Consider the following 22277-nt stretch of genomic DNA (forward strand, 5'->3'; position numbering starts at 1 on the left):
AGGAGTGATATATCGATGTTTAGGCATGTGCTTCTAGGAACCATTATGTTGTCCAGCTTACTTATGGTCGCGTTACCGGTCAAGGCATCCGCATCAAGTCTTGAATACAGAGAAGAGCTGACCGAACAGGTCGCTCAGATCGATTTGAGGATGGGATTAACGCCCCGGCCCCTTCTGAAACAGTTTCTTGAAAGTGTGAGTGATCGAGCGACTTCCCTGCTAGGCTCCTCCGAGATATTACCGGAAGATGTCCAGGTCACCCGGAAGGCATTGAACTACGCGTTGAAGCTGGCTGCGGATATCGAGAATGAAGATGTATGGGCTGACTCTCCGTTTATCGTGTATGAAGTTCCGGCGCTAAGTCCGCTGCAGAGGCTGCCCGATGATATTCCGGAAGACGGCGTCGTCAGTGATCGGGTTTCGGTCATTTCGGCGCAAGGCGAATTTGAGGCCGCCTCCTTCGTTCTCGCCCCTTTGAGCGACGTAAGCTCACTCACTTTCACCATAACCGATTTGCATGGCAAGGGAGGTTCGATCCCCTCCAGTGCAGTTGATTTGCGGGTGGTCAAAACCTGGTATCAGGGCGGAACGGGATGGTACAGCTATTTCAGCGACCCATCCAAGAGCGTGCTGGTGCCCGAGCTTCTGCTGCATGATGAAAATCTGGTTCAAGTAGACCGGGTTGGGAAAAGGAATTTGTTACGGGTGGACTACCCGTCCGGATCGGAATATGTGGACATTTCCAGAGTCCCGGCTGCGAAATTTGACTTCTACTCGGAACCGGTTGAGGATAGCCCGACGCTGCTGCCTGTTACGCTTAAGCGCGGAGAATCAAAGCAGATGTGGGTGACAACGAAGGTGCCGCTCGAGACGCCTGCGGGAATTTACAGGGGCTCGATAGATATTGCCGCAGACGGGGCTCCGGCCGGCAGCATCACGCTCATCATTCGCGTGCTGCCGTTCGAGCTTCCCAAACCGAAGACGTACTACGATTTGAACAAGGACTTTTACGTCATGCTTTACCACCACAGCAGATTGAAGGAAACACTGAAAGCGACCAACGGGAACAGCGAACTGGCTGAAACGAGACTTCTGAACGAATATCGCAATCTGGTCGATCACAATGTTATTAATCTCCCCGGGCCATATTATTCGGCCGCAGACAAGAATACCTTCCTCCGGCAGCTGGAGCTGATGCGGCAGGCCGGACTCGAATTGAATCCGCTATTCGGCGTCAAGCAAGCGTTTCCTCCGTACAGTATCTATGTACAGTACAACAACTATTTGAATGCCAAAGCAGCTTATGAAGCGAACCCGACAGATGAAAACAAACAGAAGATGGACACCTTCTATAATGCATGGCGCAACGGCATTGACAATCACAAGCTCGAAGTTGACGAAGCTTTGGCCATTGCTTCCGGTGCGGCCGGTCATACGAACCTTTACCTGGATGGTTGGGATGAAGCAGGTTGGGGCATGCTTCAATTCCAGCAAGAGATGTGGAAGTATATTCAGGACAAGGGAGGTAAGATTTATGCCACAGGTCATGCGTCACATTTAGCTCTGGGCATTCCGGAAAATTTCTTGAACTGGGTCGGGGAACCGACGCGCGAGAAAGCGGATCAGTGGCATGCTCTGGGCGGTGATCGGCTCATTACAAACTATGCTTACCCGCACACCGGCCCCGAGAATCCGGACTTGATGCGGCAGCGGCACGGGATGTGGCCGTACAAAGCCAACTATGATGCCACCTACAATTACATCTATTCCGAAAACCCCACGAATATCTGGAATGACAACGCATCCTCCGAATTCCGCGCCTTCAACCTGGTTTATCCGACCAAAACGAATGTGATCGACACCATTGCATGGGAAGGTTACCGTGAGGGAATCGACGATATCCGTTATGCAACTAAGCTTAAGCAGGTTGCGGCTGACGCGCTGTCCTCCGGCGTTCCAGAGCGCATTACGGCTGCCAATCATGCGTTGAACTGGCTCGAATCCGTCGATGAACGCTCGACGAATCAGGATTTGCTAAGGCTTGAGATGATTCGCCATATTCTACACATGCTCGACCTGCAAAATGGGCAGTAGGAGGAGAAAACGATGATCAAAGCGACCAATCGATGGATAGCGATTCTGTGGGTGCTTGTATTATGCGGGTCGATATGGATAAACACGGGGTATGCGAGCTCCGACGGCAAAAAAGTTTACGAAGTCACCTATGCGACGGAAGATTTATCGACTCCGGACCGTTGGATGCAAAGCTCCTACTTCAACAATCCGCAATACAAAGATACACGGTTTGAAAACTATACTAATCTTGCTCCGATTCCGCCGGGCGGCGAGCATGAGACGGCCTTTTACATGGTATACCGCGAGGATGGCTTGTATATGTTCGTCCAGTCCAAGGAGCCGGAAATCGATGAGAACGGCCAGCCGGTAGAAAATTCGCTGGAAATCTTTATCGCTACCGGCGAAGGAGATCTTCCTTATCATCAGATCATCATACCGACATCCGGATCCCCGATAGAATATTATGAGTGGCAGAGCGAATTCCGGCATAACCGACCGCTGAAGGGCAGTGTACAAATAAATTCGCAGCCAATCCCCGGCGGCTGGGGAACGGTCGTTATCGTGCCCTGGGAGGTTGTATATGACGCAATTCCGATAGATGGAGGCAACTGGCAGTTCAACTTGATCCGCTGGTCGTCCGTAGATGGCCAAACTTGGGGCGGGAAAGTACATCAAACGGGACAGTTCAATCTGCTTCATTTCCAACAGCCGACAACAGATCAGCGTATGGCCATCCAGAAGCACATGCTCACCAAGGCATGGAATAAGTTCCGGTCAACTTCCGAGGCGCTGACAGAATACTGGTTGAATAACCCCGAGACATCGGAGACGGCTTTCTATCGCCAATGTGTCTTGCCCTTGCTGGTCAAGGGAAACGCGCATGAAGCTAAAATGCGCAACCTGGATCGTTTGAATGCCCAACAGATCAATCAATTGTTTCAGAATGTTCCATATTGGATGGAGCTTCGTTACAACGTTGACGATCAACGTCAAAAGTATATCCGAAACCTGCTTCTGCGCGGAAATCCGCCTTCATAGGTTCATCGAATCGCGCACATACGCTTGATATCAGGCAAAAGTCGCCTCCTATTCGGAGAGCGGCTTTTGTCAACTTTCTATCAGCGCGGATGATGGAAACGGTCGGGATAAAGTAATAAAATAGCGATAATTACAAAGGAAGGAAAATTGGTGATGTGATGCATGCTGTGAAGCGTTTTATAAACCGGATAACTCCTGCCAAGTTGAAGTATCGTTTCTTTTATGCATTTATCCTGTTCGTACTGATCCCTATTGGGGGCATTCAAATCTATCAGTTCAACAAGCTGGAAAGCTTGATTGAATATCGAATCAGCGAGCTAAATGAAAACCAGTTGGAACAAATCGCGCAATCGTTCGAAATGATGAAAAGCAACATCATCCTGTCCATGCTGACCTTGGAGAATGATAACAACGTCATGGCCATCTTGAAAACACCTTCGCAATACGAGCGAGTGGAGAGAATCAGTATGCTGGAGGAAAGATTCAACACGCTGCAAACCTATGAGTACAGCTCATATGTGCAATATTCACTAACGGATAATTACGGCAACCACTACAGCTCCTCCAAATCGGCAGAAAACGGCAATCAGGTCATCCCGGAGAAGGGATTTAATCGCCTGCTGCATGAGGATACTTCCTATCACTTGCTGCTAAGGGAAACAGACAGAAACGAATTATGGGATCGTTCGCCCCTGTTCACCTTATTCTCGGTAGTTAAAGATGCGAACAATGAACCGATCGGCATGTTGCGGATCCGGCTTGATTATAAAGAATGGTTCAAGTCCATCGCCAAGGAAATATCCACAGGTCAAAGGTACTTCATTTCGGATGCCGACGGACAGATCATCGCCCAGACGAAAAACGGGCTGCCCTTGCAAAACGGCATCGTTCAACAGCTTATTTCCAAACAGCGCGAAGGCGGCTTCCCCACTTATTACATTGACAAAACAACGAATGCTCTCATTAACATCCGATATCTTCCATCGCTTGATTGGTATATTATCAACCTTTTCCCTTTGGATTTGTTTTTGGGAGATTTAAAGGCCATGCGGGATCAGGTATTAGTTACGTTATATATCATGTTCGGTATTTTCGCGGTCATCACCTTGCTTATTTCCGCTTCCATTACTCGCCCTCTACAGCAGCTGCAGGTGAAAATGATGGAAATGGTCCGCAAAAATCTGAAGCTGCATCTTCCCGAGGATCAATATAAAGGGGAGATTCTGGGGCTCCACCAAGCCTTCAATCAAATGGTTTACGATATTAATCATTTAGTGGCCCAATTGAAGATTGAAGAACGGCAGAAGGAAGCGATTCATTCCCAGATGCTATTGAACCAGATCAATCCCCACTTTTTATTAAACACGCTGAATTCCATCAAATGGATTGCTTTGGATGACAAAAATGAGACCATCGCGGAGATCTGCGTATCCCTGGGTAAATTGTTGGAATCCGGCTTGAATTCGGAGGTCGAACTGATCTATCTGAAAGACGAAATCGACTTGGTAGGCTCTTATGTGTATATTCAAAAATATCGCTACGATAATCTGTTTGACATCGTATACGAGGTGGATTCCACCCTAGATTATGCATTGGTGCCCAAGCTCGGTCTGCAAACTCTTGTGGAAAATGCGATCCATCATGGGTTCTACCAGATGGAGTCGGGGGGGATCATCGTTGTTCGTGCTTATACGGAAAATAAGAAGCTGCATATTGAAGTCGAGGACAACGGGATCGGTCTGGAATATGCGAAACAGGTCGCGTTCAAACGTAGTCGAAGGGGCATCGGACTTGCCAACTTGCGGGAAAGATACCGCCTTTTGTTCAGAGAGGATGCGGAAATTAAGATCATTCCGCTTACCCGGGGGACGAAAGTAAAGCTCTCGTTTCCGTTACTGATTTCGATTCCTTACAGCTTGGGAGGGTTGAGTCATGTGGAGAATTCTAATTGTTGAAGACGAAGTCCATGTAAGAAGATCGTTGAGGTCAAATATAAACTGGAATGCAAGCGGATTCGAGGTGATCGGCGAGGCAAGCAACGGATTAAGGGCACTGGAGTTTATAGAAGAACATCAGCCGGATCTTGTGCTTTGCGATATCGTCATGCCGATCATGAATGGAATCGACCTTTTGAAGAAGACGAGGGAAGCAGGCCTGCCCTGTCTCTTTGTCATGCTGACCTGCATGAATGAATTTGAGTATGCACGACAGGCACTGCATAACGGGGCTTTTGATTATGTGTTGAAGCTGTCCATGAATGCCGAGGTCTTGCGGGATATATTAACGAAAGTGGATGAGCAGCTAAAGCGAATGGCGGGAGAAACATCGCTTCGATTATTTTACGAATATCGGCAATATTATCGGGAAATGTGGGAGAAGGTGACGGATGTTAAGCCCGAGAAGGGAAAACCGATTGAGAATAGAGCGGGAGAAATGATGCCGTTCGTTTCGGTCTGTTCGGTACTGAATGGCACCGGTATTTTTTCGGTTGAAGATTTTAAGGCATTGAGGCTGGTGGAGGAAGACAAACATGCCGTTATCCACGAATTTTCCGCTCTCGGTCACACCACTATGTTCTGTTGGAGCCGGCAAGAGCTTAAAGTGAATCCGCTTCGCGGCAGGGATGCGCCCTTCCCCATGGTCCTCTGTGCATCCGTACCCGGCTCGCAATTGCCGCAAGCGTGGAAAAGCACATTGCGGAAGCTGGACGAATTTTGGTATAGCGGGCAACAAGGATTTCGTTATTTCGAACAGGGAGATACAACCGAAGAAAGCGGTCATTTCGTATCCTGGAAAATCGAGCGAAAGTTGATCCGATCTTTCGAGCAAATCAGAATAGAGGAATGTGAAGCCTTGATCAAAGACATATGGGAGCGGATGGAACGGGGAGTATTTCCGATGCATGTGGTGAAACAGGCGGCGAATCAGTTCAGCCGATTGATGTTCCGCATCGCGCAACGTTCGGAGGCGGATACGGACGATCTTTCCGTTTGTACAAGTCACGAGGACTTGCTCGCCAAACTGTTGGCAAGATTAAGGGATGGAATGGGAGGAGGCAGGAGGGTGGAACCTTCCATGACCGATCATCATGAAATCAACAAAGTACTGGATTATATACATGAACATTACGACACCAATATCACTCTGAAATCACTTGCGCAATTTGTTGCTCTGGAGGAGCACTATCTGAGCAGTTTGTTCAAGAAAAAAACAGGGGCCAATTTCATCGATTATTTGCATTGCCTTCGCATCGAGAAAGCCAAGCATTTCATGGACCATACGGATATGACCGTCAGTGAAGTGGGAAGACGGGTCGGGTTCCTGCATGATAATTACTTTATCAAAATATTTAAACGATATACGAACATGACCCCGAATATGTACAGGCATTCGGAGAAATGCCGAAATGCATAATATTGTTCTACCAAGTTCAAAACGTTGTGAATTATGTGCGAAGGAGGAGGCTGATACAATGAATTTGTAAAAGAGCGTCAGAGGGAGGTGAATGAATGCAAGGGGGAGCCATTGCAAGAAAGGCATGGCAGCATCGAGTGTTTTACTTCATGCTGATTCCTGGTTTAGTATGGTACGTCGTCTACAAGTATGTTCCGATGTATGGCGCGATCATAGCATTCAAAGATTACGATATGTTGAGAGGAATCCTGTCCAGTCCATGGGCGGATCCATGGTACAAGTATTTTCAACAATTTTATGAATCGCCCTATTTTTCCCAACTGCTGATCAACACCATTACGATCAGTTTCTACAGACTGTTGTTTGGCACGGTGCCTCCCATATTGATGGCGCTTTTGTTCAACGAATGCCGGACGAACTGGTTCAGAAATCTGATTCAGACGATAAGCTACATGCCTCATTTCCTGTCGTGGGTCATTATCTATGGGATTTTGCTGGCCTTTCTTTCCCAATCCAGCGGGCTGTTGAATCGCTGGATCGTCGAGTGGGGCTGGAACGCGATTCCGTTTCTTCAGTCAACGGACTGGTTTCGCAGTATCCTGATCGGCTCGGATATTTGGCAGAATGCCGGATGGGGGGCGATTATTTACTTGGCAGCGATGGCGGGAATCGATCCGACTCTCTATGAGGCTGCCAGAGTAGACGGAGCGAGCAGACTGCGAATGATCTGGCACATTACGCTCCCCGGAATACGTAACGTTATCGTCCTGCTGTTAATTATGAGACTTGGCTATATGCTCGACGCCGGTTTCGATCAAATTTATATTTTTTATAACATTCAAGTTTATCCGGTAGCAGATATTATCGATACTTGGGTGTTCCGTACCGGTCTCCAGCAAATGAATTACAGCTTGGCATCGGCGGTCGGTTTATTCAAATCCGTAATCGGGCTCATTCTTGTTCTGGGAGCAAATAAGATTGCGAAGCAATGGGGGGAAGGCATTTGGTAAGAAGGGAATTCGCTAGTTGCACATGGGGAAGAAGGCAGGCATTGGAACAGAGAGAACGGAAAAATCGTTCGTACGGAATTAAGGGCGAAAGAAGTCGTGTTCATGTATCAATTGCTGGGAAGGAACGAAATGGAATATCTGGAGTCCGGATATCCGAAAGAGGCCATCGAATTTTCTGCAAATACCCCGCGTGTAGAAATCTTTAACGGGTACCTGGACATTCCGGACGGGTACAATCCTGCGGATGCCTACCGTTTCATGGAAGAGGAAATAGCAAAATTTATCTATGGCAAGCGTTCTATAAGCGAATATGACGATTTTCTGGAAAAACTGCTGACAACGTTTAAATACCAATTGATGCTGGATTCGGCGGAAAAGCAGTTAAAAGAACTGGAGATTATCAAAAATTAAGCTATGGACGGACCTTTATAGGGGGAGAAGGGGATGAAACACAATTTATTGGCCGGGATCCCGGAAGCGCACACCCGGTACACGCAGCTGCCGAACGAGAAGGGGCATAATGCGGTATGGGATTTCGTACGATCGCCCGACGACCGATTTTATATAAGCGTATGCGGCGAGAACGAAAAGCCGTTGACGGCTTTGCTGTATGAGTATTATCCGAAAACGGGGGAGCTGCGGCTGATCTTCGATGTGGCGGATGTCTGGATCGTCGATCCGGCGCATATGCCGCCGAGCAAAATTCACACGAGCATTGATTTTCTGCCGGACGGCCGGCTCATTATGGCAACCCACAACACGGCGCCGGCTCCCGGTCATAAGCAATGGATGTTCGAGCAGCATTATGAAGACCAGTGGGAAGGGTATCCCGGGTCCATTGTGATGATCGTCAATCCCGACACGAACGAAGTGCAGGTCAGAGGAATTCCCGTACCGAGGGAAAGTATATATGGCGGCATGTTGGGAAACGATCCGAGATACTATTATTTTCTCGGGTATATGAGGGGACATTTTTACCGGTTGGATCTGGAAACGAATGAGGTTAAAGATTATGGCAAGGTGTCAGAATATTCTTCATGCAGACTGGCGAAGGACGATAAGGGACGCCTGTACGGCAGCTCTTTTACCGGAGGTATATGGAGATACGACCCCGAACGGGACGCCATCGAAGACCTGAAGATAAGATTCATGTCGCCACACGGAACCAAACAACGAAGGCAGTTTATTTTTGCACTTCGCTCCCCCCGAGGCACTTTGTTTATGGTCGATAATATGGATGGGGAAATGATCGAGCTTCATCCGGAAACGCTGGAAGTGACCAGGCACGGTCCGGTTCATCTGCGCCATCAAATACCGAAGAACTCTTACGGGATCGGAGGGCTGGCTGCGGACGACAACTTCGTTCTGTATTACGGGTTGAAAACATACGACGAGTATTGCCCGATTCGGTTGGTCAGATGGGATATTTTAAGAGGAGGGGAGCCGGAAAATCTGGGACTCATCACTCCGGGCGGCAAAGATTCACAATACATTTGCGAGATGCTTTTCGACCGCAACGGTTGGCTTCACATGGTCGACGTATGCGGGGAATTTTCCCCGTACGTATTGGCGGTTGATGTAAACAAGCTGCAGCCTCCGGGGGAAGATGCGCCAGACGCGCAGATTCGGCCTTATACCGAACCGGATTATAACGGGGTCGGAAGTCCGGCATTTATGCATATCGCGGCTGAGACGGTTCGCACTTTGCCGCTTCACCAGTATATGGGTTGGAAGGACACTGCGGTTAAGCATGTCTATGCGATGGACGGCAAGGTTTATGCCATCAGCGGTAAAGAGAGCGTGTATCTAATCGAATCCGACTATAGCGGTGAGGAACCTAAGGAAATCGCGGTCGTCTACGACGAAGGCGCTCCGGTATCCTGTGTGAATGCCGGCAAGAACAAGGCTGCGTTGCTAACAACAGACGGAAGCATCGTACTTATCGAGCTCGAACGGAACAGAGTGGGGCATAGGCTGAAGGTTCCTCAAGGTATCGAGCTTGTGAGACTCCACTTCATGCTGGAGGGGAACAAGCTGCTCGCCAGCGATTATGATGGAGCCGTGTACGTTTGTGACCTTGGCAGCGGCGGCTTCCGTATGCTGCACAATATACGAATGGAGACTAATGACGCGGAACCGGTGAAGCTGAGTGAACATCGTGTATTACTGTCTGCCAAAAACGACGAAATGCGGATCTATGATATAAGCGAAATGCGCTCTGAGACGCTCGCCATTCGAACCCCTTCTATTAGAGGGAGGGCCTTCAGAGCGACAATAACAGGGGGAGCTGTTCTAGGGGACGGAACGATTGTGCTTGGAACGTACGACGGCATGCTGTTTACGCTCTCGTCAGACCTCCGCCGAACGACTGTGTACGGCAGGCTGCATTCCAGCGGCCAACTGCGGAATTTCATCAAGCGGAATCACGATGAAGTCATCGGGGTGTACGGCGGGACTAAGGATGCGGGGCATGTCTTTCATTTCTCGCGCGAATGCGGGTTCGTCGATTTGGGCAGGCCGCGTGTCGTTAAAGACAACATTGAGCTGCGCGACATGGATACGGAGTGGGCAAGTATCCATTACATCTCCTCCCTCGCTTACGATCCGGCAGACGGATGGCTTTGCGTCGCGTCGGGAGAAGAATACGGGTGCATTGTCCGTTATAAAGATGTTGCGTTCCCGACCGGAATGTTTTGTGCCGCTTCGGATTCATGGTTGAGTTGAAATCCTTAGAAAACCCACGGTTTTGGCTGCAGGAGAGTAGTAACTTTCCTGCAGCCTTTATTTTTTTGCAGGAGGGGATAACTCATGTTCCGTCGTCGCTTTTATGAAAATGCGCAATTTCTGAGGCTAGAGCAGCCTCGGAAACTTGCGCTTTTTCCTTCATTGTGGTTGTGGGCCGCTTGAGCAGCATTCAAGCCTTTTTTCGCTTTTCTCTGCCTGCTGTTCTGCTCATAGAAGGCGAAAACGCTGCCATTAGGAAAGTTCGCTGTATTGTCATTTTAAGTCAGAATAAGTGTGACAAACATCACATGTATGGCGAGGGGGATCGGTCATAATGGGGGGAAGGCGGTATACAAATAGAAGAGTTGGGGGAAACGTCAATGGATATGGTTATTCTGTCGCGCATCCAATTCGCATCGACGACTATTTTTCACTTTTTCTTCGTTCCGGTGTCGATCGGATTGGCCTTCCTGATTGCCATCATGGAAACCATGTATGTAGTTAAAGGGAATGAAGAATACAAGAAGATGGCGAAGTTCTGGGGGAAGCTGTTCCTGATTAACTTTGCCGTCGGAGTCGTTACCGGGATTATCCAGGAGTTCCAGTTCGGCATGAACTGGTCGAATTATTCCCGCTTTGTGGGCGATGTTTTCGGCGCACCGCTGGCGGTCGAGGCGCTGCTGGCGTTCTTTATGGAATCGACGTTCATCGGCCTGTGGATCTTCGGCTGGGATAGGCTGTCCAAGAAGGTTCATCTCGCCTGCATTTGGCTTGTCGTCTTCGGCACCGTCATGTCTGCTTTCTGGATTCTTGCCGCGAATTCCTTTATGCAGCGACCGGTCGGCTTTACGATCAATAACGGCAGGGCGGAGATGAACGATTTCTTCGCTCTGATCACGAACGGTCAACTGCTGGTGGAATTTCCGCACACAATATTCGGAGCTTTGGCCACAGGCGCGTTCCTGATGGCGGGGATCAGTGCCTGGAAGCTGCTTAAGAAAAGCGATACGTCATTTTTCAGAAAATCGTTTCAGCTCAGTATTGTCGTTGCTCTCGTTACTTCCGTTCTGGTGGCTGTCTTCGGTCATCAGCAGGCGCAGTATCTGATCCAGACGCAGCCTATGAAAATGGCCGCCAGCGAAGGGTTGTGGGAGACGAGCGAGGACCCCGCCCCCTGGACGGTGATCGCCGCCATCGATCCGGATAAGCAGGAGAACTCCATGGAATGGAAAATTCCATATTTGCTCAGCTTCCTGTCCTACAGTAAATTTACCGGCGAAGTAAGGGGCATGAAGGAGCTTCAAGCCGAGTATGAGCAGAGCTACGGGCCCGGAAACTACATTCCTCCGGTACGCACAACGTTCTGGAGCTTCCGCATCATGGTGGCGGCCGGAACGCTGATGATTTTGCTCGGCATGTACGGTGTCTACTTGGCTGTGCGCAAGAAGCTCGGCCAGGGAAACCGTGTCTTTATGCGGCTAATGATCTTCTCGATCTTCCTGCCGCACATTGCCAATGCATCCGGATGGATCATGACGGAGATCGGCCGACAGCCGTGGACCGTATTCGGGCTGATGCGCACAGAGGACAGCATATCGCCCAGTGTGACCGCCGGGGAGGTTCTGTTCTCGCTTATTGCTTTCTCGGCTATTTATACCGTACTGGCCATAGTCATGGTGTATTTGTTCCTGCGGGTGATCAAGCAAGGACCTGACGCCGCTGCGCCAGTTGAATCTCGGGATTATGATCCGTTCGATCGGGAGGGATATCATGCTGTCTCTAAATGAGCTCTGGTTTATATTGGTTGCCGTCTTGTTTATCGGATTCTTCTTTCTGGAAGGATTCGATTTCGGAGTAGGCTTATCCACCAAGCTTCTGGCCCGGACTGACGGGGAACGCAGGGTGCTGATCAATTCGATCGGCCCGTTCTGGGATGCGAATGAAGTGTGGCTGCTGACGGCAGGCGGGGCGATGTTCGCCGCCTTTCCTCACTGGTATGCCACGCTGTTCAGCGGTTTTTACATGCCGCTCGTCGTTGTGCTGCTGGCTCTGATCGGCCGCGGCGTCGCCTTCGAATTCAGGGGGAAGGTGGACGGCGTACGCTGGAAGAAAACATGGGACCTGGTTATCTTCCTGGGCAGCCTGCTGCCTCCGTTTCTGTTCGGCGTCGTCTTCGCCAGTCTTCTGAAGGGGCTGCCGATTGATCAGAACATGGAGATGAATGCCGGGTGGTTGGATATGGTCAACGGATACACGGTGACCGGCGGAATAACGGTCGTCATGCTTTGTCTTGTGCATGGCCTGATGTTCACGACGCTGCGCACGATGGGCGAGCTGCAGGAACGCGCCCGCAGAATGGCGAGGAGCCTGTTGCTTCCGCTGGCCGGCCTACTCCTTGTGTTTGGTTTCATGACCTATTGGATGACCGATATCTTTGCGGTGCGCGGGGGCATATTAATCCCTCTTGCCGTAGTCGGAGTGCTGGCTTTCGTGCTGGCCGGTTATTTCATCTCCAAACGCAGGGACGGGTGGGCGTTCGGCATGACCGGTACGGTCATTGTCTTGTCCGTTGCTTCCGTCTTTATCGGTTTGTTCCCGCGCGTTATGATCAGTTCGCTGGACAGCGCGTTCAATCTGACCATCCATAATGCGGCTTCCGGCGCATATTCTCTCAAAATCATGACCATCGTGGCCGTCACTCTGCTGCCCTTCGTGCTGGGCTATCAAATATGGAGCTATTTTGTCTTTCATAAACGCCTTCATGAGAAGGGGCATCTGGAATACTGATGGATAAACATTTACTGGGGTATAAGGGGGCCAAAGGGACCGTAATCGTCCTTGCGCTCCTGATCCTGATACAAGGCATTTCTATTGTATACATGGCTAAAGGGCTGGCGGAGGTTATTTCGGCGCTGTTTGAAGGGCACGCTTTGCGGGAGCAAAAAGGTCCGCTGCTCGTATTTCTGCTGGCCTTTCTGACCCGGCAGATGACGTCTCTGCTGCAGCAGAAGACGGCCCAGCGCTTTGCTCAAGCGACAGCGGCGGATATGCGCAGGAAGCTGATGGAGCGGCTGTTTCGGCATGGGCCGAGATTAATCCGGGCGGAAGGAACCGGGAATGTGGTGACCCTTGTGCTGGAGGGCGTCTCCCAGTTCCGCACCTACCTGGAGCTGATTCTGCCCCGGATGATCGGAACGGTGATTATACCGATCATTCTGCTCGGATACATCTTCCTGCTGGACGGCGTATCCGGCATCATTTTAGTTGTAACGATGCCTATTCTCATCGCTTTTCTTATTCTGATCGGGCTGGCTGCGCGCAAGCAAATGGATCGTCAATGGACATCGTACCGGACCTTGTCGAATCATTTCGTAGATTCGCTGCGCGGGCTGGAGACGCTGAAGTTTCTCGGGCGCAGCCGCTCGCACAGCCATACGATCGGGCAGGTGAGCGACAAGTACCGGTCAGCGACGCTGCGCACGCTGCGTGTCGCTTTTCTGTCCTCCTTCGCCCTGGATTTCTTCGCGATGCTATCCGTAGCGTCCGTTGCGGTAAGCCTGGGATTGCGCCTGGTTCAAGGACATATGACGCTGGCGGTCGGCTTGACCGTTCTCATCCTGGCGCCGGAATATTTCCTGCCGGTCCGGATGATCGGGGCCGATTACCATGCTTCCTTGCGGGGCAAGGAGGCAGGCAAAGCCATTCATGCGATCATCGGCCATACCCGGGAAGCATCGGTATCTTCAGCATCCTCGGAATCCGGCCCGCCTCCCGATTATGCATGGACGCACAAGAGCACCTTGGCGCTGGCCTCGATTCATGTCCGGCATGAAGCGGAAGGGCCTTATTCCTTGCAGGATGTTTCCTTCAAGCTTCAGGGGATGCGAAAAATCGGCATCATCGGTGAGAGCGGTGCCGGCAAATCGACGCTGATCGATGTGCTGGGCGGCTTCCTGCCCCCTTCTTCCGGGTATTTCGAGCTGGACGGTCATCACGTCTGTGCTCTTAACGGAGATTTCTGGCGGCAGCAGATGGTCTACCTTCCGCAGCATCCTTATATCTTCAACCGGTCTCTGGCGGACAATGTCCGTTTCTATGCGCCGGATGCTTCGCAAGAGGAGGTGGAGCGCGCGGTGGCTGCCGCCGGACTTTCGAATCTGGTCGCGGCGTTGCCTCACGGAATGGATGAAGCGATCGGCAACGGCGGGCGGAGACTGAGCGGAGGACAAGAGCAGCGTATCGCGCTCGCCCGTGCCTTCCTGAGCGACCGGCCGATTGTTCTGCTGGATGAACCGACCGCCCATCTCGATATAGAGACGGAATATGAATTGAAGGAAACGATGCTGTCCTTATTTGCTGACCGGCTCGTATTCCTGGCCACTCATCGCCTGCACTGGATGCCGGATATGGACCAGATCATTGTACTGGATAAAGGAAGAGTGGCTGAGACAGGCACTCATGAAGAGCTTATCGCACAGAAGGGCTTGTATTTCCAGATGCTTGCATCGCAACGGGAGGGGATTCTATGAAGCGGGAGGAATGGTTGCGTCCCTACACGAAGGCTTACTCGGGACGCATCGCGGCCATAGCCGTCCTGAGCTTGTTAACCGCCCTTAGCGCCAGCCTGCTTCTGTTCACCTCCGGTTATCTCATCTCCAAGGCGGCGCTGCGTCCGGAGAATGTTCTGATGATCTATGTGCCTATCGTGCTTGTCAGAACGTTCGGGATCGGCAAGGCGGCCCTCCATTACATCGAGCGGTTGGTCAGCCATGATACGGTATTGCGTATCTTGTCCCAAATGCGCGTACGGCTGTATCAGGTTCTGGAACCGCAGGCGCTGTTTGTCCGCTCCCGGTTTCGGACGGGCGAGCTCCTGGGCACTCTGGCCGACGATATCGAGCACTTGCAAAATGTATATCTCCGCACGGTATTCCCGATGCTTACGGCCGTAATTATGTACGGACTATGGATAGCCGCCTTAGGCTGCTTTGACCTGTCCTATGCGCTGCTTATGGGAGGATATGTCGATATTCTTGTGTTTATTCTGCCGGGCTTGTCCCTGTGGCTGACCAGGAAGAAATACCGGAGGATGAAGAAGGAACGCCAAGGGCTGTATCAGAAGCTGACCGATGCCGTCCTGGGCATCAACGACTGGGTCATCAGCGGAAGGGCACAGCAATTCGTCGGTTCGTACGAGAACGATGAACGGAAGGTGGCTGCCATCGACAGCGAGCTGAAAAGCTGGGGCAGATGGCGATTTTTGATCGGGCAATGTGTGGTCGGCATCGCAGTGGTGTCCATGATCTGCTGGTCGGAGCAGCTGACCGTCCGCGGGGATATTCCCGCTGTCTGGATCGCGGCCTTCGTGCTCGTCGTGTTTCCATTGATGGATGTCTACTTGCCCGCTTCCGAGGCTGTAGAGAAAATTCCCGAGTACCAGGACTCCAGGGCAAGGCTGGCAGGACTGAGCGATCCGTCGCCGGTGCAGGCGGGAGAGGCTGCTCCCCGGGGGCTGGTGCCCGAGCCATCCATTCCGGAAGAAGCACTGCGGCAGGCACGGCAGCACGCGGACATCCGCTTGGATCAGGTCCGTTTCCGGTACGATGGCGCAGCGGATCGGGTGCTGGACGGGATTTCCCTCCATATCCCGCAAGGGGCCAAGGTGGCGGTTCTGGGGCGGAGCGGGGCCGGGAAATCTACCCTGCTGAAGCTGATTCAGGGAGCAATTACTCCGGAGAGCGGCCGGGTAACCATAAACAGGGTGAGTGCAGACCGGTTCGGCGAGCATATTCCCGAAGTAATGGCGATGCTGAACCAGAGCCCGTACCTGTTCGATACGTCGGTGGCGAATAATATTAGGCTCGGCAGACCGGATGCAGCGGAGGACGAGGTTCGGCACGTGTCCCGCCTGGTCGGGCTGGACATGCTGATTGAATCCTTGCCTGCAGGCTATGCCACCCCTATGCTGGAAGCGGGACAGCGGTTCTCCGGCGGGGAGAGGCAGCGGATTGCCCTGGCCCGTATCCTGCTGCAGAATACGCCGGTCGTCCTTCTGGATGAGCCGACGGTAGGGCTCGATCCGAAGACCGAACAAAGCCTGCTGGCCACCATATTCGATGCGCTGCAGGGGAAAACGCTCCTGTGGATAACGCATCACCTGCTGGGTGTACATCAGATGGATAAGGTGATTTTCCTCGAAAACGGAAAAATTACGATGAGCGGCCCACACGCCGAATTAATGGCACGGAATGCCCATTACCGGCAGCTGCACCATCTGGACTACCCTGCCGGTTAACCGCCGGCCTGGAACGGAGTACCGGCCAAGCGCGAAATGAAGTTGGCCTGAGGGGGAAATTGTTTAAAACTATTTTTTCCAACAACTCCTCATGAGGATGTAGTATAATACACAGGTTAGAGTTGGTAACTATGGAAAGTATCGGGATAGTGGATTTTCCGCCATGATTATCGGGAGGTAATATCACATGTTTAGTTATTATGGAAAATTGAGCACAGAACTCTATGATTTCACCAAGCCGGTCGGCAAGTCTATCTCCGGCGACATTGAATATTATACCAGTCGCTTGCAAAACCTGGGCGGCAGAGTGCTGGAAGCCGGGGTCGGATCGGGTAGAGTTCTGATCCCGCTTCTGGAGAAGGGATTCGTCGTGGACGGAATAGATTACTCGGCGGACATGCTGCACTCCTGCCGGGAACGCTGCAAGGAACGGGGTTTGGCTCCGGAATTATATGAAATGAGGCTTGAAAGCTTTCAGCTCCCGCATAAATATAAAGCTATCATTATGCCGACCGGCTCCTTCTGTTTGATAGAGAACAGAGAGGATTCGATCCGGGTATTGCAAAACTTTCTCAACCATTTGGAAGCCGGCGGCCGCATCATTGTGGATCTGCTGCTTCCCCATGATTTTAAAGAGGGAGAGATTGCAACCAAGGTTTTCGCTCTGCCCCATGGAGAAGGAATCACCCTGGAAAGCAAATCGATTGCGATCGATTGGGTTAACCAGCGAACGAATAGCATTTTAAAGTACGAAAAATGGAAAGACGGGAAGCTGATAGATACCGAGCTGCAGGAGTTCGGGTTAAGATGGTACGGGGTAGAGGAATTCCGGCTGCTTCTGGAAGGTCTTGGTTTCACGAACATCACTTGCTCCTCCGGTTATGTCCACGGCAAATACCCGACCGATCCCGGAGAAATCATCACCTTCGAAGCAGAGAAGAGGCAGTGACCGTATTCGCATGAACGCCGCCGTTCGGAGATATCCCGAGGGCGGCGTTTGAATTGCTAAGGAAGTAATACTCCGCTTCATCCGGGCTCTGGCGCAGGGCTCAAGATCGTGTTACTATGTTGCCAAAGACATTATTACGGCAGTGGCGCGGAGCTTGAAGCAGCCGGGGAGCACAAAGGCTGACATACAGCTGGTAAATCGGCGGTACCAGGCTCCGGTCCAATCCAATCCGGGGAGATTATGATGAGAAGCTCACAAATTCAATGGACGGACAAGAACATACACGTATACAAATGGGAGCCTGATGAAGGGGAGAAGACCTGCGGGATCGTTCAGGTGGTTCACGGGTCGTGTGAGCACGCGAACCGATATGAGCGTTTCGCCCGTTTCCTTACGGAGCATGGATGGGCTGTCTATGCCGGTGACCTGAGGGGACACGGCCGGTCGGTATCCCGGAAGGAGGATCTGGGGTATTTCGGGGAGAAGGACGGCTGGAGCGGGATGGTCGATGATGTGCACAAGGTGACGGAGCTTATTCGCGAAGAGTATCCCGATAAGAACATCGTCCTGTTTGGCCACAGCATGGGCTCGTTCCTGGCGCGCCATTATGCGATGCTGTTCGGCCCGGAGCTGGCGGGATTGATTCTTAGCGGATCCGCCCATTATGACAGGCTTTCTCTGAGGGCGGGCAGATTTCTCGCTGAACGGGAAATCCGGAGGAAGGGCATTAAACATCGCAGTATGCTGCTGTATAAGCTGACATACGCTTCCTTCAACAGAAGGTTCGAGCCGGCGCGGTCCAGGCAGGACTGGTTATCGCGGGACCAGACGGAAGTGGACTTGTTCCTTCAGGATGAGCTTTGCGGATTTGTGTTCACGGCCGGCGGCTTTCGTGACATGTTCGACGGCCTGTTATTTATTACCGACCCGGTCAACATCCGGCGGACTCCCGGTGATTTGCCGATTTATTTAATCTCCGGCAAGGATGACCCTGTCGGCCAATTCGGAAAGACGGTAAAGCGGGCCTATGACTCTTACCGGAGCGCCGGTTTAACCAATATTGAAATGAAATTGTACGACGGAATGCGGCATGAAATCTTGAATGAAATCGGCCGGGAAGAAGTATATGGGGACATCCTGGGGTGGATGGCGAATATCAAGATCAAATAACCCCTTAGCCTGGGGGGTTAGTCAGAATAAGTATTTTAATCCTCTATTGTTTTCGAGCCATAACGAGAATTGTTCCGTTGATTTTATACCTTCGAATACAGCTTCATAAATATCTACGCTGAAAAATTTTTTCCGATAGTCGGGATGTCGGTGAAGGTAGTTCTTAAGTGCCAGTATAATTGGCCTGTTTGTTTCGTTGACCTTTGATTGCAGCGCGGCAAATTGTTCTTGCTTTTGTTTAAATTGTGTTGATTCAAGCGCCCATACATCTATCTTCCAGTCATTATTTAATATGGTGGTATATATTCCCCAATAAAGCCCCCTTGGCAAATGCGGGGACACACCATTCCATTCATTGCGGTAATTCATCTTGGAAGGATTTAAACTATGAGCCAAGTCCTTACCCAGGTCAAAGAACTTGGATACGCTCATTTCATTATCCTCAAGATATATATCTAAATCTCTCCAAGTCATTAAATTTAATGAATAACTGCCGTGGACACAAGGTTGTCCATATTGATTCAAAATCTTCATTAGTCCCAACGCATTTAGCAGATCATTTGCTTCATTGCGTATTTTTTCGTTTAGCTCCTCGTAGGGCATAGATTACACCTCCATATTTTTTCATCATACCACAATAGTTGGATAGACTTGTTATTTGAAATGAATCACGGCGGGCTTGTTTTTCATGAAGAGAGCACCCATTGGCAGCGCAAGGGTGCTCCTGTTTCTATATGTTCCTTTTCCATATTACTTTTTTATAGCTTAATGAATCCCATATCGCCTTCTCCAACATTATTGCTAGCGAACCTTCTAAACCAGGGTATTCAATGCCTCCGGTGTATAGGGAATGAGCTCGCTCAGTCGGCCTTCGCGAATTTTCGCCGCCCACTCCGGATCAGCGAGCAAAGCGCGGCCAACAGCGACTAGGTCGAACTCTTCGTTCTCCAATCGCTCCATAAGAAGCTGGATATGAGTGGCTTGGGCTCCCTTGCCTTCACTGAGGCTGCTCACCACATCTCCGTCCAGACCGACGGAGCCGACCGTAATGGTAGGCTTGCCGGTCAGCTTCTTGGTCCAGCCAGCGAGGTTGAGCGGTGAGCCTTCGAATTCCGGTTCCCAGTAACGGCGTGTGGAACAATGGAACATATCGACACCGGCATCTGTAAGAGGCGCTAACAGCTTGGCCAGCTGATCGGGGTTCTCAGCCAGCTTGACGGTATAATGTCCCGTTTTCCACTGGGAGAATCGGAAGACGATAGGAAAGCCGGGTCCCACCGCACGGCGGCACGCTGCTACAACTTCCGCGGCGAAGCGGGTCCGCCGGACCAGGTCGCCTCCATAACGGTCCGTGCGCCGGTTGGTGTTCTCCCACAAAAATTGATCGATAAGATAGCCATGGGCTCCATGAATCTCCAATCCGTCGAAGCCAAGCCGCTGCGCGTTGGCCGCCCCTTGAGCGTAAGCGTCAATAACCGCGGAGATTTCGGAATCGCTCATCGGTTCTGTGACTTGAACGCCCGATAACGATAATCCGGACGGTCCGATCGGCCGAACTTCCGGATTCGGCGGGTCGCCGATATTGCGCATCATGCCAATGTGCCATAGCTGCGGTATAATGCGTCCGCCTGCCTTGTGAACGGCATCCACAACTTTGGACCAGCCTTGCAGGGCGTCTTCGCCGTGAATATTGGGCCAGTCGGGATGGCTTCCCGCCGCCGGGTGGTTGATCAAGGTGCCTTCCGTGACGATAAGCCCGACACCGTTCTCCGCCCGCCTGCGGTAATAAGCCGCTACATTCGGTCCCGGTACTCCGTCAGGGGAGAAGGCCCGAGTCATCGGAGCCATGACGATCCGGTTCGGAAGGGTCAAGCTTCCGATGCTGAAAGGTTGAAACAACGCGCTACTAATATCCAATAGGATTCCCTCCATCTTCTTTATGGAAATGTCTGCATTCGATATTACTTCTTCTCGTTTTTAACGGACCCTTATTTAACCTTCCCTTGGCGTTTAATTTTCTTCCAGAAAGCGAGAAGTTCTTCCAATTTGGCCTCGGCTTCCTTCAAAGCCGCGATTTGTTTCCGGGTATCCCTCAGCTTGCCTTCGTATAAGTCAATCGCTTCGGAAGCGCAGGCGGCCGGTGCGTCAGCGTGGCGGGTTACCGCGGAGGGGATCCCTGAACTGCAGGCCAGGATAGGGGCGATCTCGTCAGTACGAAGTCCGAGATCAAGAAATAGCTGAATCATCTTCACCCTTTCTATGTCCGTATCATCATATTCCCGGTATCCGTTCTCCAGGCGCTGCGGAGCTATGAGCTCTTTTTCCTCGTAATAACGAAGGGACCGGATACTGACCCCGGTTTTATCGGACAATTCGCTAATTAGCACTGGTATCTCTTCCTTTCTGATTAGCTTATCCATAGATTAAAGGATGACATCGTGTGAGGGTCAATAACCTATTGAAAAAAAGTACGAGGCGTGGAAGGGAGGGGAGGCGGGCCCTAACGAAAGAGAATGGAGGTTCGTCCTGCAGGCTGCAAAGAGGAAGAAAGGGGTTGGGGGGACTCGGAGGTTAATGCAGTCTCCACTTGACTCAAGGTGTAGTGCCCCGCCCTGCGACGGGGAGCATGAGTCATTTCCCGCCTTGCCTAAATAGTACGCTCACTCGTTCATCTGATTTTGCGATTCCGGGCGAACCCATGAGGTTTCGAGGGCTTCCCGAAGGACCCGGGCAAGAAATTGAAGCTCCTGGTCGTCGTATTTCTGCAGAAATTGGACGACGCCGATTTTCATCTGTCTATGCAGAGCCTGATGGAGATGAAAAATCTCCTTTCCGAGGGGGGTCGTCTTGAACAGGATTTCTTTTTTATTGTGGGGGAGGAATTCCTTCCGGATTAAATTTTTGGCGGCTAGTCTCCGTGTAATTTTGGATACCGTTCCCTTGAATATCCCGAAATGCTTCGAAATGGTGATGCCATTCACCGGCTCTAACTGACCAACGGCATCGAGCACGTGCAGCTCCATAAGCGTCATATCCTGCAGCAGCTCGGTAGCGGCAGGATTGCCGCAGTTCTGTACCATCCACTGTCTCTCTTCATCATCCTCGGCTTCCGCCCTCTGTTTGATTTGACCGACCAGTCCCATGATCGTTTCAATCAAGGCTGCGCTGTCCTGTTTGTTCTCCAAGTGAGCACGGTTATCTGCTGTGTGAGTCATGGAATTATCTCCTTTAAAGTATTACGTTTAAGTGGATGGATTCCCTACAGTTAGTTTGCTCCTCTGGGGCGAAAGTCGGTAACTACCTTGAAAATCCGTCTATTTTACCGTCTGCAGGCATCGTTGCAAGCGGAGCGGCACGTCTATCTGTATTTTGTACAGGTAGATTCAAGCGAATGGGTGAAAATGATCAAACTAACTGGATAAACTACAGTTAAAATGGGCAACTGTGGGCGAAGCGGCTGTTTTGGCGCAAACTAACTGTAGGTTTTCCAGTTAGTTTCCATATTTCTTCCGAATACAGAAATCTAACTGTATGTAATCCATCCCTCTGGTTTTTAGGGTTATTCTCACGCAAGATCATTCATTCGCAGGATTTCGACCTC

The 22277-nt window shown here is 51.1% G+C and carries 17 protein-coding genes; 13 read left to right on the top strand and 4 right to left on the bottom strand.

Features of this window, described 5'->3' with window-relative positions; genetic code table 11:
- Positions 1-15: 15 nt before the first annotated feature.
- The 13 genes from ACFQ03_RS05030 (at position 16) to ACFQ03_RS05090 (ending at position 18676) form a co-directional block, all read left to right on the top strand.
- Positions 16-2094: a hypothetical protein gene (locus ACFQ03_RS05030; RefSeq protein ID WP_379286514.1), complete on the top strand. Its 2079-nt coding sequence runs from the start codon at positions 16-18 to the stop codon at positions 2092-2094.
- Positions 2095-2106: 12 nt separating this feature from the next.
- A complete protein-coding gene (locus tag ACFQ03_RS05035) occupies positions 2107-3114 on the top strand; it encodes a hypothetical protein (RefSeq protein ID WP_379286516.1) in 1008 nt (335 codons plus the stop codon).
- Between the two features lie 167 nt (positions 3115-3281).
- Entirely contained in the window at positions 3282-5069 is a 1788-nt protein-coding gene (locus ACFQ03_RS05040) for a cache domain-containing sensor histidine kinase (RefSeq protein WP_379286518.1), read from the top strand.
- Positions 5047-6528, top strand: a complete 1482-nt coding sequence (locus tag ACFQ03_RS05045; RefSeq protein ID WP_379286520.1) for a response regulator transcription factor — start codon at positions 5047-5049, stop codon at positions 6526-6528. Before ACFQ03_RS05040 ends, ACFQ03_RS05045 begins: the two co-directional genes overlap by 23 nt.
- 95 nt (positions 6529-6623) lie before the next feature.
- The gene (locus ACFQ03_RS05050; protein WP_379286522.1) at positions 6624-7538 is read left to right on the top strand and encodes an ABC transporter permease; all 915 of its coding nucleotides are present in this window, start codon (positions 6624-6626) and stop codon (positions 7536-7538) included.
- Between the two features lie 102 nt (positions 7539-7640).
- On the top strand, positions 7641-7949 hold the full coding sequence (locus ACFQ03_RS05055) for a hypothetical protein (protein ID WP_379286524.1): 309 nt from the start codon (positions 7641-7643) through the stop codon (positions 7947-7949).
- A 33-nt stretch (positions 7950-7982) separates the two neighbouring features.
- Positions 7983-10262 (top strand): hypothetical protein, encoded by a 2280-nt coding sequence (locus ACFQ03_RS05060; RefSeq protein WP_379286526.1) that lies wholly within the window; start codon positions 7983-7985, stop codon positions 10260-10262.
- A 380-nt stretch (positions 10263-10642) separates the two neighbouring features.
- Positions 10643-12049 (top strand): cytochrome ubiquinol oxidase subunit I, encoded by a 1407-nt coding sequence (locus ACFQ03_RS05065; RefSeq protein ID WP_144941825.1) that lies wholly within the window; start codon positions 10643-10645, stop codon positions 12047-12049.
- Entirely contained in the window at positions 12033-13049 is a 1017-nt protein-coding gene (cydB, locus tag ACFQ03_RS05070; RefSeq protein WP_379286528.1) for a cytochrome d ubiquinol oxidase subunit II, read from the top strand. The genes ACFQ03_RS05065 and cydB overlap by 17 nt, the downstream gene beginning before the upstream one ends.
- Positions 13049-14791, top strand: a complete 1743-nt coding sequence (gene cydD / locus ACFQ03_RS05075; protein WP_379286530.1) for a thiol reductant ABC exporter subunit CydD — start codon at positions 13049-13051, stop codon at positions 14789-14791. The genes cydB and cydD overlap by 1 nt, the downstream gene beginning before the upstream one ends.
- A complete protein-coding gene (gene cydC, locus ACFQ03_RS05080) occupies positions 14788-16557 on the top strand; it encodes a thiol reductant ABC exporter subunit CydC (RefSeq protein WP_379286532.1) in 1770 nt (589 codons plus the stop codon). The genes cydD and cydC overlap by 4 nt, the downstream gene beginning before the upstream one ends.
- 187 nt (positions 16558-16744) lie before the next feature.
- Entirely contained in the window at positions 16745-17506 is a 762-nt protein-coding gene (locus ACFQ03_RS05085; protein ID WP_379286534.1) for a class I SAM-dependent methyltransferase, read from the top strand.
- A gap of 243 nt (positions 17507-17749) precedes the next feature.
- Entirely contained in the window at positions 17750-18676 is a 927-nt protein-coding gene (locus tag ACFQ03_RS05090; RefSeq protein WP_379286536.1) for an alpha/beta hydrolase, read from the top strand.
- Positions 18677-18697: 21 nt separating this feature from the next.
- Here ACFQ03_RS05090 and ACFQ03_RS05095 read toward each other — a convergent pair whose 3' ends face one another.
- The 4 genes from ACFQ03_RS05095 to ACFQ03_RS05110 form a co-directional block, all read right to left on the bottom strand.
- The gene (locus ACFQ03_RS05095) at positions 18698-19279 is read right to left on the bottom strand and encodes a hypothetical protein (RefSeq protein WP_379286538.1); all 582 of its coding nucleotides are present in this window, start codon (positions 19277-19279) and stop codon (positions 18698-18700) included.
- A gap of 210 nt (positions 19280-19489) precedes the next feature.
- On the bottom strand, positions 19490-20608 hold the full coding sequence (locus ACFQ03_RS05100) for an NADH:flavin oxidoreductase (RefSeq protein WP_379286540.1): 1119 nt from the start codon (positions 20606-20608) through the stop codon (positions 19490-19492).
- Between the two features lie 56 nt (positions 20609-20664).
- Entirely contained in the window at positions 20665-21063 is a 399-nt protein-coding gene (locus ACFQ03_RS05105) for a MerR family transcriptional regulator (RefSeq protein ID WP_379286542.1), read from the bottom strand.
- A gap of 273 nt (positions 21064-21336) precedes the next feature.
- A complete protein-coding gene (locus tag ACFQ03_RS05110; protein ID WP_379286544.1) occupies positions 21337-21891 on the bottom strand; it encodes a MarR family transcriptional regulator in 555 nt (184 codons plus the stop codon).
- Positions 21892-22277 lie beyond the last annotated feature (386 nt).

Source organism: Paenibacillus residui (assembly GCF_042677205.1).
Classification (GTDB): domain Bacteria; phylum Bacillota; class Bacilli; order Paenibacillales; family NBRC-103111; genus Paenibacillus_L; species Paenibacillus_L residui.

What these genes read in the sequence shown, in the direction of transcription:
- ACFQ03_RS05030 (WP_379286514.1), top strand. Translation starts at nt 16, where the DNA reads ATGTTTAGGCATGTGCTTCTAGGAACCATTATGTTGTCCAGCTTACTT.
- ACFQ03_RS05035 (WP_379286516.1), top strand. Translation starts at nt 2,107, where the DNA reads ATGATCAAAGCGACCAATCGATGGATAGCGATTCTGTGGGTGCTTGTA.
- ACFQ03_RS05045 (WP_379286520.1), top strand. Translation starts at nt 5,047, where the DNA reads ATGTGGAGAATTCTAATTGTTGAAGACGAAGTCCATGTAAGAAGATCG.
- ACFQ03_RS05050 (WP_379286522.1), top strand. Translation starts at nt 6,624, where the DNA reads ATGCAAGGGGGAGCCATTGCAAGAAAGGCATGGCAGCATCGAGTGTTT.
- ACFQ03_RS05055 (WP_379286524.1), top strand. Translation starts at nt 7,641, where the DNA reads ATGTATCAATTGCTGGGAAGGAACGAAATGGAATATCTGGAGTCCGGA.
- ACFQ03_RS05060 (WP_379286526.1), top strand. Translation starts at nt 7,983, where the DNA reads ATGAAACACAATTTATTGGCCGGGATCCCGGAAGCGCACACCCGGTAC.
- ACFQ03_RS05065 (WP_144941825.1), top strand. Translation starts at nt 10,643, where the DNA reads ATGGATATGGTTATTCTGTCGCGCATCCAATTCGCATCGACGACTATT.
- cydB (WP_379286528.1), top strand. Translation starts at nt 12,033, where the DNA reads ATGCTGTCTCTAAATGAGCTCTGGTTTATATTGGTTGCCGTCTTGTTT.
- cydD (WP_379286530.1), top strand. Translation starts at nt 13,049, where the DNA reads ATGGATAAACATTTACTGGGGTATAAGGGGGCCAAAGGGACCGTAATC.
- cydC (WP_379286532.1), top strand. Translation starts at nt 14,788, where the DNA reads ATGAAGCGGGAGGAATGGTTGCGTCCCTACACGAAGGCTTACTCGGGA.
- ACFQ03_RS05085 (WP_379286534.1), top strand. Translation starts at nt 16,745, where the DNA reads ATGTTTAGTTATTATGGAAAATTGAGCACAGAACTCTATGATTTCACC.
- ACFQ03_RS05090 (WP_379286536.1), top strand. Translation starts at nt 17,750, where the DNA reads ATGAGAAGCTCACAAATTCAATGGACGGACAAGAACATACACGTATAC.
- ACFQ03_RS05095 (WP_379286538.1), bottom strand. Translation starts at nt 19,279, where the DNA reads ATGCCCTACGAGGAGCTAAACGAAAAAATACGCAATGAAGCAAATGAT.
- ACFQ03_RS05100 (WP_379286540.1), bottom strand. Translation starts at nt 20,608, where the DNA reads ATGGAGGGAATCCTATTGGATATTAGTAGCGCGTTGTTTCAACCTTTC.
- ACFQ03_RS05110 (WP_379286544.1), bottom strand. Translation starts at nt 21,891, where the DNA reads ATGACTCACACAGCAGATAACCGTGCTCACTTGGAGAACAAACAGGAC.